Genomic DNA, 11,933 nt, shown 5'->3' on the forward strand with positions numbered 1-11,933 from the left:
CTCAGTGCTGAATAATGCTCAAGCCGCATGCCGTGCCGCGGTCAGCAGCCGGTAGCGTTGCATCAGCACCTCGTGGGACTCCACACGGTTCGGGTCCTTCGGAATACAAGCCACCGGGCATACCTGCTGGCATTGCGGTTCGTCAAAGTGGCCGACGCATTCGGTGCACTTGTTGGGGTCGATCTCGTAGATCTCGGGCCCCATCGAAATCGCTTCGTTCGGGCACTCGGGCTCACAAACGTCGCAGTTGATGCAGTCGTCAGTGATCAATAGCGCCATGATATTTCCTTCCTGCGACCCGCCCGCGCCCGACTGGCCGCGTCGGCGGGTTCGAAGGCTACATTCTATTCCGCTTTGCCGATCTTCTCTTGCAGCCAGCGCTCCACCGAGGGGAAGACGAACTTGCTGACATCGCCGCCCAGTACGGCAATCTCGCGCACGAAAGTGCCCGAGATGAACTGGTACTGGTCCGAGGGGGTCAGGAACATCGTTTCCACGTCCGGCAGCAGGTAGCGGTTCATGCCGGCCATCTGGAACTCGTACTCGAAGTCCGACACCGCGCGCAGGCCGCGCACGATCACGCGCGCATTGTTCTTGCGCACGAAGTCCTTGAGCAGGCCCGAGAAGCCTTCCACGCGCACATTGGGATAGTGCCCGAGCACCTCCCGCGCAATACCGATGCGCTCCTCCAGCGAGAAGAACGGGCGCTTGTTGGGGCTGTGCGCCACGCCGACCACCAGCTCGTCGAAGATATTCGACGCGCGACGGACGAGATCCTCGTGTCCCCGGGTCATGGGATCGAATGTACCGGGATAGACCGCGACGACCATATTTCCTCCTTTGGGGTGCCCGCTGCCGGCCTTGTGGCCGATCGATGGATTCTGGCTGCGTGACGAGCGTTGAACAAACAACAGCGGCGTAGTGTAACGCCAAATGCGGCATTTGGAAGGCCACCCACAGGCTTTCTGCGGCATTGCAGCACGCCCGCAAACGCTTGCCCGGCGCGGCAACTCGTCGTACGACTACCCTGGCTCGCCCTGCCCCGGCACCTTGTGCTGGAGCAGGTGGAAGTACACCGCGCCCGCACGGGCCTGCCGCACGATCTCGAGCGAAGCTGGCACCGGCGCATCGGGCCCGATCAGCGCGTGGTCGGTCTCCACATAGACCGCCCCGCCCGGCCGCGACAGCCGCGCCGCGTGCTCGAGCGCCGGCCCGAGCCAGTCCTCGGCGAACGGCGGGTCGAGGAAAATCACGTCGAAGCTGGCCCCCGGCATCTGCGCGGCCACGGCGAAGGCATCGCCCTGGATCACCTTGACCTGCGCGGCGTCGAATCGGTACTGATTGTCGCGCAACTGGCGCGCCACGCGCGGATTGGCCTCGACCAGCGTGACGGCGGCCGCGCCACGGGATGCCGCCTCGAAGCCAAGTGCGCCGGAGCCGGCAAACAGGTCGAGGCAGGTCATCCCGGACATGTCCTGACCCAGCCAGTTGAACAGGGTTTCCCGAACGCGGTCAGGCGTAGGCCGCAGCCCTTCGGCCTCGAGGACCGGCAGCAGCGAGCGTTTCCAGCGTCCGCCGATGATGCGGACCTGCGCCGGCGCCTGGCGGGGGGAGGGAGAAGCAGATCGCCCGCGCGGTGCGGGCGACGGTCTGGTGCGCGAATTCATGCCGTGATTGTAGAGCCTGCCGCGCCCCGCCACACCCTCTGGCGGCTGCGCGGCTTCACAATCAGAATCCTCTCAACGATCGATGCAGCGCCAACTCAGGGCTGCGCCGGGCCGCCCACGATGACCGTGGCCATGGCATCCGGATGCACATGCTTCTGGAAAGCCGCCCGTACCTGCTCGCGCGTGACCTTGCCGATCTGCGCCGTCCAGGTGTCGAGGTAGTCGAGCGGCAGGCCATACCAGCCGATGTTCGCCACGTTGGTCAGCAGCTTGCGGTTGCTGTCGATGCGCAGCGGGAAGCCATTGACGAGGTTGTCCTTGGCGGCGCGCAGTTCGGCGTCGGTCGGGCCGGTCTGCACGTACTGCTTCAGGATCTCGCGCACCAGCCGCAGCGCCTCGTCGGTGTTCTCCTTCTTGGTCTGGAGCGTGATGCCGAAGGGCCCGGGCTGCTTTGCCGGCGCGAAATAGCTGTCCACGCCGTAGGTAAGCCCGCGCTTCTCGCGTACCTGGTCGGTCAGCCGCGAGCTGAACCCGCCGCCACCGAGCACGTAGTTGCCAACCAGCAGGGCGAAGTAATCGGGATCGCCGCGCGCGATGGCCGGCTGGCCCATCGCCACGCTGGCCTGTTGCGCCGGATGGGGGATGCGCTTCTCGCTGCCCGGAATCGTCATCTGCACGTCCGGCACCTTGGGCGCCGCCACGCCTTCGGGCAGCCCGCGCGTCAGGTCCTCGGCGATCTGCTCGGCCTGCTTGCGGTCGATGGCGCCGATCAGCGTCACCACGGCGCGCTTGGCGGTGTAGTTGTCGCGCCAGAACTTGAGCAGGTCGTCGCGCGAGATGGCGGCCACCGATTCCGGCGTGGCCGAGACCCCGTACGGATGGTTCGGATACACGGCCTTCGACAGCGTCTTGTCCGCAATCACGCCGGGGCGCGAGTCGCCCTCGCGGATGGCAGTGATCAGGCGCTGCTTCTCGCGCTCGACCACGGCTGCCGGATAGGTCGGCGCCTTGATCAGCTGCCCGGCCAGCCGCAGTGACTGCTCACGTTCGGGCGAGGCCGTCAGCGTGCGCAGCCCGATGCCGCCACGGTCGCCGCCGGCCGCGCCGCCAAAATCGGCGCCCGTGTCGGCAAAGGCATCGGCCACCTGGGCTTCATTGCGCGCGGGCTGGCCGTCCTGGGCGGCCGCGCCCTTGTCGAGCAGCGCGGCGGTCAGCGTGGCCAGTCCGGCCTTGCCGGGCGGGTCGTAGCGGCCGCCGGCGTCGAAATCGATATTGACATCGAGCATCGGGATCGACGGACTCGGCACGAAGAACACCTTCGCGCCGGTAGAGGCCGTCCAGTTCTCGATGGGCAGCGCAGCCTGGGCCACGGAGCCGGCCAGGAGGGCAACCGCCCCGCAGGCCACCGCGGCCAGCCGGCGCACCATCCGTGGCGAGGCAATCGTCATGACGGACAAGGACATCGTGGCTCCTCAGTGACGCAGCCCTTCGGGGGCGGCGGTTTTGGGCTTGTTGGGGTCGATTGGTTGCGGCACCAGCGTGGCCACGGTCAGGTTGTCATCATTGAAATACTTTGCCGCCACGGCTTGCACCTGGGCCGGCGTGACTTCCTTGACCTTGTCGAGCATGCGGTCGATCTGGCGCCAGGAGATGCCCGAGATCTCGGCCGTGCCGATCTCCATGCCCTGCCCGAATACCGAATCGCGCTTGTAGATCTGGCCCGCCACCACCTGCGCCTTGACGCGCTTGAGCTCTTCCTCGGACACGCCGTTCTTCGCAATGCGCTGGATCTCCTCGCGCAGGGCCTTTTCGATCTCGTCGGTGGTGTGGCCGTTGGCCGGGGTGCCGTCGAGCACGAACAGCGATTCGCCGCGATTGATGCTGTCGTAGCCCACGTTCACGTCGTCGGCCAGACGCTGCTCGCGCACCAGTTCGCGGGTCAGGCGGGCGTTGTCGTAGCCGTTCAGCACGGCGGACAGCACCTCCAGCGCGTACGGATCGACGTCCTTCTCCACGTCATGCAGGCGCGGCACCTTGTAGGCCATGACCATGTAGGGGTTCTCGGCCGGCGCCTTGACCCAGATGCGCTTGATGCCCTTCTGGGCGGCTTCGAGCTGGGTCTTGCGCAGCGGCAGCGGGCGCGGCTTGAGCTTGCCGTAGTAGCGTTCGGCCAGCGCGCGCACCTCGTCCGGCTTGACGTCGCCCGTCACCACCAGCATCGCATTGTTCGGCACGTACCAGGCCTTGTACCAGGCCTGCACGTCCTCCACGCGCATGTTGACGAGATCGTCCATCCAGCCGATCACCGGATGCCGGTAGGCGGCGGCGGTGTAGACCGTGGCCAGCAACTGTTCGTAGACGGTGCCGCGCGGGGAATCGTCGGTGCGCAGGCGGCGCTCCTCCATCACGACCTTCATCTCGCGATCGAATTCGTCCTTCTTGATGATGAGGTTGGCCATGCGGTCGGCCTCCAGCTCCATCATCTTCGGCAGGTACTGCTTGGCGATCTGCTGGTAGTAGAGCGTGAAGTCGCGGTTGGTCAAGGCGTTCTCGCGGCCGCCGAGCAAGGCGATCTGGCGCGAGAACTCGCCCACCGGCACCTTCGGCGTGCCCTTGAACATCATGTGTTCAAGCATGTGGGCCACGCCCGTGGTGCCGCTCACCTCGTCGCTGCCGCCCGTGCGGTACCAGATCTGGTGCGCCACGGTGGGCGCGCGATGGTCTTCCTTGACGATCACGCGCAGGCCGTTGGAGAGCTGGAATTCGGTGGTGCCCGCCTGGGGCTGGCCCACCGCGGAGGCGGTCCGCGCCCCGGAGGGCGGGGCCTGCGGCGTGGGCGCCGTAGTCTGGGCCATCGCCGATCCAATGAATCCGGCGGATCCGCCAAATCCGGGCAATCCTGACAAGCCGGAGAAGGCGATAGCAGCAACCAGGGTGGGAAGGACGCGCCGCGAGAGGCGGGCGGTGGACAGTGATCGGATTTGGGCGGCGCCCGCTCCGGACAAGACAGCGCAATGGTTCATGCGACCCCGTCTGCTAGAATTTTGGCGATTGATTCTACCGGGGTATTGACCCCTTTCCCAATGTTTAGTTTCTGGAAGAAGCGCAAGGCCGAGCCGGCCCCTGCGCCCGCCGAGCCGCCGGCTGCCGAGCCGGCGCCGGCCATCACGCCGGCACCGGTGGCCTCGCCCACCGCTGTCCCCCAACCCCAGCCGTCGCCCAGCCCGGCCCCGGCGCCCTTGCCTGTCCCCGCCCCAGCGCCGGTTCCGGTCCCCGTGCCGGTGCCTGTTCCGGTGCCTGTTCCGGTGCCTGTTCCTGTCCCCGCCCCGGTTCCGGCCCCTGCACCGGCCCCCGCTCCGGTGCCCGTCCCGATCCCCGTTCCCGCCCAGGTGCCGCCTCCGCCGCCGGCGCCGGTCGCCTATGAGCCGCCGGTTGTCGAGGAACTCGAACTGACGCCGCCGCCGGCCCAGACCGCCGAGGCCAAGCGCGGCTGGATGACGCGCCTGCGTGCCGGGCTGTCGAAGACGAGCCGGAACCTCGGCACGCTGTTCGTCGGCGTGAAGGTGGACGAGGCGCTGTTCGAGGAACTCGAAACCGCGCTGCTGATGGCCGACGCCGGCGTGGAAGCCACCGAATTCCTGCTCGGCGAACTCCGCCGCCGCGTGAAGAACGAGCGGCTCGAGACCGCCGAGGGCGTGAAGACCGCCCTGCGCGAGTTGCTGACCGACCTGCTGCGCCCGCTTGAGAAGACCATGGAGCTGGGCCGCGAGCAACCGCTGGTGATGATGATCGCGGGCGTGAACGGCGCCGGCAAGACCACCAGCATCGGCAAGCTCTGCAAGCACTTCCAGGCCTATCACCAGTCGGTGCTGCTGGCGGCCGGTGACACCTTCCGCGCCGCCGCACGCGAGCAACTGACGATCTGGGGCGAGCGCAACAACGTCACCGTGGTGGCTCAGGAAGGCGGCGACCCGGCGGCGGTGATCTTCGATGCCGTGAACGCGGCGCGCGCGCGCAAGATCGACATCGTGATGGCGGACACCGCGGGGCGCCTGCCCACGCAGCTGCATCTGATGGAAGAACTGAAGAAGGTGAAGCGCGTGATCGGCAAGTCGATGCCGACGGCCCCGCACGAGGTGCTGCTGGTGATCGATGCCAACACCGGGCAGAACGCCCTGTCCCAGACCCGCGCCTTCGATGACGCGCTGGGCCTGACCGGCCTGATCGTGACCAAGCTGGACGGCACGGCCAAGGGCGGCATCCTCGCCGCCATCGCCCGGCAACGCCCGGTGCCGGTGTACTTCATCGGCGTGGGCGAGAAGGTGGAAGATCTTCAGCCGTTCAAGGCGGAAGAATTCGCTGAAGCGCTACTCGGGTGAGCATGGCTGGCTCTGGCCAGCCTCCCCTGCAAGACCAGCATGGCGAGCCCCCGGGCTCGCCATTCTCGTTTTATCGCTACGGCTTCGCTGCAACCTGGCCGCGCCACAGGCCCGTTTGCCCGCCGGAGCGGGCCGAATTGGCTGCGTGGCCAACGTTGACGGACATCAAACATCGTCCCCGGGATGGCTGCTGCAATGGCACGCCCCCAGCATTTCTCACCTGAGGACGAGAACCATGAATGCAACGTTGAAGCCACGCAGGATGCGCGGCTGGCTTGGATCGCTGTGCGTCGCCACGCTGATGGCGGCTTGCGGCGGCGATGACGATGGCGGCGGAGGTGGCACCGGCAAGGCCGACCCCCAACCCGCGCCGCGCCAGACCATCGCCCTGTCGGGCCAGGTCTACCAGGCGGCCGGCGGGGGCGACCCCTACGGTCTTGCCGCCGATGTCACCGTCAAGGTGTTCGACGCCGATGGCAAGGCGATGGTCGCGCAGGGCGCCACCTCGGCCAGCGGCGACTTCGCCGCGCTCGCGGTGCCCGCCGGCAAGGCCGTGGTGCGGCTGTCCAAAGCCGGCTATGTCGAGCAGGTGGTGCCGGTGAACGCCACGCGCGATGCGCGCATCGAGGCCACGCTGCTGCCTGTCGGGCGGCGCATCGCCGCGCCGGGTTTCCAGTCTGGCGGCACCTATACCGGCGGCGACGGCGCCAGCGTCACCGTGGCCCCGGGGTCGTTCGTGACCGCTGACGGCAAGCCGGTCAGCGGCACCGTGCAGATCGACATCACGCCCTACAGCGCGGCCGGCAATCCGGATGGATTCCCGGGCACGCCCTACCTGAACCAGGCGGGCGTGGACGGCATCATGGTCAGCATGGGCATGGCCGATTTCTCGTTCTCGCAGAACGGCCAGCCGCTGCAACTGGCGCCCGGCAAGACCGCACGGATCTCCGTCCCGCTCTATGCCGCCACCACGCCGGACGGCAAGCTGCTCAGGCCCGGCGATACCGTGCCGGTCTGGAGCATGGACGACAACACTGGTCAGTGGCGGCAGGCCACCGGCATCGCGGGCACGGTGATCGCATCGGCCGACAGCCCTACCGGGCTGGCGATGCAGGCCGACGTGGATCATTTCAGCTGGTGGAATTGCGACTACTTCCGGACCACCCGCGCCATGCGGATCAAGGTGCTCGATGAAGCCGGCGCGCCGGTTTCCGGCCCCGCGTACCTGACTGCCACGTTCACCGAGGCACCCGGTGGCTATGCCACCAGCGGCCAGGCCGTCATCACGCTTGACGGCGGGGTCACGTCCGTGTCCGTGCCGGACGATGCGGTCGACGGCCGGTTCTCGGTCCGCGTCGGCAATCTCGGCGGCGGCGCCAGCGTGAACAAGCTGCAATGGCGCGCGACCAACGAAGTGGTGGTGCGCCTGTCCGGGCTGCCCCAGATCGACTTGACACCCGGTACCGCGTCGCTGGTGTTCTTCGATGCCGACAAGGCCGGCGGCAAGACAATCCAGTTCGCACTCGCCACCCGCAACCTTGGCACGACGCCCCTGGAATGGCTGGTCGATGGCGTACCCGGCGGCAACCCGGCAGTCGGCACGATTTCGGCGAGCGGGCTCTACCGCTCCCCGCGCGGCGCCAATCTCGACGCCGCGCTGGATGCGGGCGGCCGCCAGGTCTTGATCACCGTGCGCAGCACTGCCGACCATCTAGTCGTGCGCCAGGCATGGGTGACGCTGGAAGCGCCGTCGATCGTCATCGTCGGACGGCGCTATGGCGCAGGCGGCCGCACCAGCGATGACCTGACCACGTACACCGATGACAGCGGCCTGCACAGTCTGCCGACCTATCCGGTCCACAACCTCCACAACGACGCCTTCCAGGCCTACTTCGGCAATGCGGGCCATCCGTTGCGGTCGGTGCAGTGGGAGCTCTCGTGCGGCATGGACATTAACTATGGCGTGAGCGACTGCGCCTCTTGGGCGCCGGGCGCTAGCATAGCCGCCGATGGCACCCTGACCATGCCCGACATCCCGCCCATCACTCCCACCACTGACACGATGGACCTGGTCGTCGGGGCGAGCTACGCCGTGCCGTCGCTCTGGCTGCGCGCGACCTCGCCGGACAAACCCGGTCTGCGTGGCGTCATGCGGCTCAAGGTGGTGCCGGTGGAAGACCCGGTGGGCGACAAGGTGGACATCGACTTGCCGGTGGGCCTGTCCACGCCGAGGGTGGCGGCGTCCGGGGTGGACGTTCCCAGCGGCCAATACGTGGTCAAAGACGGCCAGCTTGCGATCCGCAGCACCGCCCCGGCACTCGATGTCACGGCCCCGATCACCTGGAGCCTGGTGTGCCTGACGAGAAGTGGCGCATCCTGCCCCGCTACGGCGTGGCGGCCGACGCTCACGCCGGATGGGCGCCTCTCGGGCATGGCCGGTCAGCCTGGCCTGTGGAGCAGTGACTATCTCTACGTGATGGCCCAGTGGACGGCCGGCGGCGTCAGCAACCGCCTGACGCGATGTATCGTCGGACAAGGTAGTACGGCCTGCAAGCCGTTGGCCCCGTAACCGGCAAATCGGCAAATCGGCAACAAAAAAGCCCGGCATCGCTGCCGGGCTTCCTACAACACCATCCACATCGGAAACATCCGATAAAAGCGGGCTACTCGCTATCCGGCTGCGCCGCCGGCGCGGCCTTCTGGAAGGCTTCCAGTTCCATGCAGGCCGCGTGAATGCGTGCGATCTGCGGATATCGGTCCAGATCGACGTTGAACCGGTGCGCGTTGAACACCTGCGGCACCAGGCAGAGGTCGATCAGCGTTGGCGTGTCGCCAAACGCGTAGCGGCCTACCCGGCCGATCTGCTGGAGGTTGCCTTCGAGCGAGGCGAAGCCCTGCTCGATCCAGTGCCGGTACCACGCATCCTTCGCCTCCTCCGCCACGCCCAGCGTGTGCTTGAGGTACTTCAGCACACGCAGGTTGTTCAGCGGATGGATCTCGCAGGCGATTTCCTGCGCCAGCCCGCGCACGATGGCGCGGTCCAGCGCGTTGGCCGGCAGCAGCGGCGGCTCGGGGTGCGTTTCATCCAGGTATTCGATGATCGCCATCGACTGGATCAGCGGCTTGCCGTCGGCCACGAGCGTCGGCACCACGCCATCGGCGTTGAGCGCGCGATACTCGGGCTTCAGCTGCATGCCGCCTTCCTTGAGCAGGTGCACGCCCGCGTACTCGTACGGCAGGCCCTTCAGTTCCAGCGCGATGCGCACGCGGAACGACGCCGAGCTGCGGAAGTAGCTGTAGAGCTTCAGCATCGGCTCAGACCACCTTGACGGTCAGCTCGCCCACACCCTCGATGCGGCACAGCATGACGTCGCCCTTCACCACCGGGCCCACGCCTTCGGGCGTGCCGCTGTAGATCAGGTCGCCGGGCTGCAATTCGAACAATTTCGAGAGGTACGACACCATCTCGGGCACCGACCAGATCAGGTCCGAGAGGTCGCCACGCTGCTTCTCCACGCCGTTCACCGCCAGCGTGACCGCACCCTTCTGCGGATGGCCGATCTCGGACACCGGCAGGATCGGGCCGATCGGCGCCGACTTGTCGAATGCCTTGCCGGTCTCCCAGGGGCGGCCGGTCTTCTTCGATTCGTTCTGGAGGTCGCGGCGCGTCATGTCCAGGCCGAGGGCGTAGCCGTAGACGTGGCTGGCGGCCTGCTCGACCGGGATGTCCTTGCCACCCTTGCCAATGGCCACCACCAGCTCCACTTCATAGTGGCAGTTGCTGGTGCCCGGGGGGTACGGGAAGGTGCCTTCGGTGCCGTCGGCCACGTAGCTCACCGCGTCGGACGGCTTGCAGAAGAAGAACGGCGGTTCACGATCCGGGTCCGAGCCCATTTCACGCGCATGGGCGGCATAGTTGCGGCCCACGCAATAGACCCGGCGCACGGGAAAGCTTGCGCGGCTGCCGCGCACAGGGACGCCAACGGGGGCTTGCGGCTCGAAAACGAACTCGGTCATCCAAACTCTCCAGACTGTTTTTCTGATGGAATCCGCGCCGGCGCGGCGCGGTAGGCCAAAAGCATACACCCATGCGTACGGCCGCATACAGTCGCGACGGGCGTGCCCGCCCCCCCGCACGTGGCTGGTGCATTGCACAACTGTGGCGCTGCGGGGGCGGGCCGGTTCGCACTGGTTCGCGCAGCCCGGCGCGCCCTTATTCGGCCCCCATTCGGCCCCTATTCGGCCCCCGTGCCCCGCCACGGCTCACCGTCCGCACCGCCCCCGGGCGGACCGGCCCCGCGCTGCCTCCCGATAGGGATTTCCGGCGAGTTTTCCGCTGTCTTGTGCGCCGCAGCGGCGCTGGCACGTGGCTTGCGTTATCGCTTGCACGGCCAACGACGGCCGCGTGGTACCGAAGCACGAAGCTCGCAGCACCCGAACTGACAACCTGAACAACGCGTCCGCGCTGTCCACCATGGCACGCGCGGCGGGACAACGGCGTCCTGAACTGCAAGCTGGCGAAGGCGGGCTGCGGATCGGGACGCCTTTTTTCTTTTTTCGGAGCCATCGCCATGCCCACTCGCCTCAAAGACGCCAAGCCCCTGCCCGCCGCCGTGGTCCCTGCCACCCCCGACGCAGCTCCCGACAGCCCCAGCCGGCGCCGCCTGCTGGCCACCATCGCCGGGGCCGGCGTGATGACGCTGGTGGACCCGCTGGTGCGCAGCGGCGCCTGGGCGGCCGGCTCCGACGCCCCGGAGAAGACCGACGTCCGCATCGGCTTCATCCCGCTGACGGACTGCGCCTCGGTGGTCATGGCGTCCACGCTCGGCCTGGACAAGAAGTACGGCATCAAGATCACGCCAAGCAAGGAAGCCAACTGGGCCGGCGTGCGCGACAAGCTCGTCAACGGCGAACTCGACGCCGCGCACGTGCTCTACGGCCTGATCTACGGCGTGCAGCTCGGCATCGGCGGCCCCAAGAAGGACACGGCCGTGCTGATGAACCTGAACCACAACGGCCAGGCCATCACCCTGTCATCGAAACTCGCCGAAAAAGGCGCCAAGGACGGCGCCAGCCTGAAGGCGCTGATGATGAAGGAGCGGCGCGACTACGTGTTCGCCCAGACCTTCCCCACCGGCACCCACGCCATGTGGCTCTACTACTGGCTGGCCGCCAACGGCATCAATCCGATGCAGGACGCCAAGGCCATCACCGTGCCGCCGCCGCAGATGGTGGCCAACATGCGCGTAGGCAATATGGACGGCTTCTGCGTGGGCGAGCCGTGGGGCGCGCGCGCCATCGCCGACAAGATCGGATTTACCGTGGAAACCACCCAGGCGATCTGGAAGGATCACCCCGAGAAGACGCTCGGCACCACGGCGGAGTTCGTCCAGAAGCACCCGAACACCGCGCGGGCGATGGTCGCCGCCATCCTCGAAGCCTCGAAGTTCATCGACGCCTCGACCTCCAACCGCCGCAAGACCGCCGAGACCATCGCCGCCAAGTCCTATGTGAATACCGACATGGACATCATCCTGGACCGCATGCTGGGCCGCTACAGCAACGGCCTGGGCAAGACCTGGGACGACCCCGATTCGATGAAGTTCTATCAGGACGGCGCGGCCAACTACCCGTTCCTGTCCGACGGCATGTGGTTCCTCACGCAGCACAAGCGCTGGGGCCTGCTCAAGGAGCACCCGGACTACCTGGCCGTGGCCAAGCAGGTGAATCGCATCGATATCTACAAGCAGGCCGCCGCCGCCGCGCAGGTGGCCGTGCCGAAGAGCGATTTCCGGACGGCCAAGCTGATCGACGGTGTGACCTGGGATGCCACCAAGGACCCCAAGGCCTATGCCGACGGATTCAAGATCAAAGCCTGACCTCGCCG

10 protein-coding genes are annotated in these 11,933 nt (G+C 67.2%); 3 read left to right on the top strand and 7 right to left on the bottom strand.

Going from position 1 to position 11,933, the window contains the following annotated elements:
* Positions 1–18 precede the first annotated feature (18 nt).
* The 5 genes from AB4120_RS01955 to AB4120_RS01975 form a co-directional block, all read right to left on the bottom strand.
* Positions 19–279 (bottom strand): YfhL family 4Fe-4S dicluster ferredoxin, encoded by a 261-nt coding sequence (locus AB4120_RS01955; protein ID WP_144198919.1) that lies wholly within the window; start codon positions 277–279, stop codon positions 19–21.
* Positions 280–344: 65 nt separating this feature from the next.
* Positions 345–830 carry a pantetheine-phosphate adenylyltransferase gene (coaD, locus tag AB4120_RS01960; protein ID WP_011515175.1) on the bottom strand — a complete coding sequence of 162 codons (486 nt, stop codon included), beginning with the start codon at positions 828–830 and terminating at the stop codon, positions 345–347.
* A gap of 192 nt (positions 831–1,022) precedes the next feature.
* On the bottom strand, positions 1,023–1,667 hold the full coding sequence (gene rsmD / locus AB4120_RS01965; RefSeq protein WP_187645087.1) for a 16S rRNA (guanine(966)-N(2))-methyltransferase RsmD: 645 nt from the start codon (positions 1,665–1,667) through the stop codon (positions 1,023–1,025).
* A 95-nt stretch (positions 1,668–1,762) separates the two neighbouring features.
* Positions 1,763–3,130: a M16 family metallopeptidase gene (locus tag AB4120_RS01970; RefSeq protein ID WP_149136785.1), complete on the bottom strand. Its 1,368-nt coding sequence runs from the start codon at positions 3,128–3,130 to the stop codon at positions 1,763–1,765.
* A gap of 9 nt (positions 3,131–3,139) precedes the next feature.
* Complete coding sequence (locus AB4120_RS01975) at positions 3,140–4,690, bottom strand: M16 family metallopeptidase (RefSeq protein WP_149136786.1); 1,551 nt, start codon at positions 4,688–4,690, stop codon at positions 3,140–3,142.
* A gap of 348 nt (positions 4,691–5,038) precedes the next feature.
* Here AB4120_RS01975 and ftsY point away from each other — a divergent pair, with 348 nt between their 5' ends.
* Positions 5,039–6,046 (top strand): signal recognition particle-docking protein FtsY, encoded by a 1,008-nt coding sequence (gene ftsY / locus AB4120_RS01980; RefSeq protein ID WP_149137595.1) that lies wholly within the window; start codon positions 5,039–5,041, stop codon positions 6,044–6,046.
* Positions 6,047–6,281: 235 nt separating this feature from the next.
* Positions 6,282–8,615 (top strand): carboxypeptidase regulatory-like domain-containing protein, encoded by a 2,334-nt coding sequence (locus AB4120_RS01985; RefSeq protein ID WP_149136787.1) that lies wholly within the window; start codon positions 6,282–6,284, stop codon positions 8,613–8,615.
* Between the two features lie 94 nt (positions 8,616–8,709).
* On the opposite strand, the gene maiA is transcribed toward AB4120_RS01985, so the two are convergent.
* Together maiA and AB4120_RS01995 are read right to left on the bottom strand one after the other, a co-directional pair.
* Positions 8,710–9,354 (bottom strand): maleylacetoacetate isomerase, encoded by a 645-nt coding sequence (maiA, locus tag AB4120_RS01990; RefSeq protein ID WP_187645187.1) that lies wholly within the window; start codon positions 9,352–9,354, stop codon positions 8,710–8,712.
* Positions 9,355–9,361: 7 nt separating this feature from the next.
* Positions 9,362–10,063 (bottom strand): fumarylacetoacetate hydrolase family protein, encoded by a 702-nt coding sequence (locus AB4120_RS01995; protein ID WP_149136789.1) that lies wholly within the window; start codon positions 10,061–10,063, stop codon positions 9,362–9,364.
* 554 nt (positions 10,064–10,617) lie between these two features.
* Here AB4120_RS01995 and AB4120_RS02000 point away from each other — a divergent pair.
* Positions 10,618–11,925, top strand: a complete 1,308-nt coding sequence (locus AB4120_RS02000) for a CmpA/NrtA family ABC transporter substrate-binding protein (protein ID WP_149136790.1) — start codon at positions 10,618–10,620, stop codon at positions 11,923–11,925.
* The last annotated feature ends 8 nt before the right edge of the window (positions 11,926–11,933 follow it).

The sequence above is a fragment of the Cupriavidus sp. 2KB_3 genome (assembly GCF_052115685.1).
Taxonomy (GTDB): Bacteria; Pseudomonadota; Gammaproteobacteria; order Burkholderiales; family Burkholderiaceae; genus Cupriavidus; species Cupriavidus campinensis.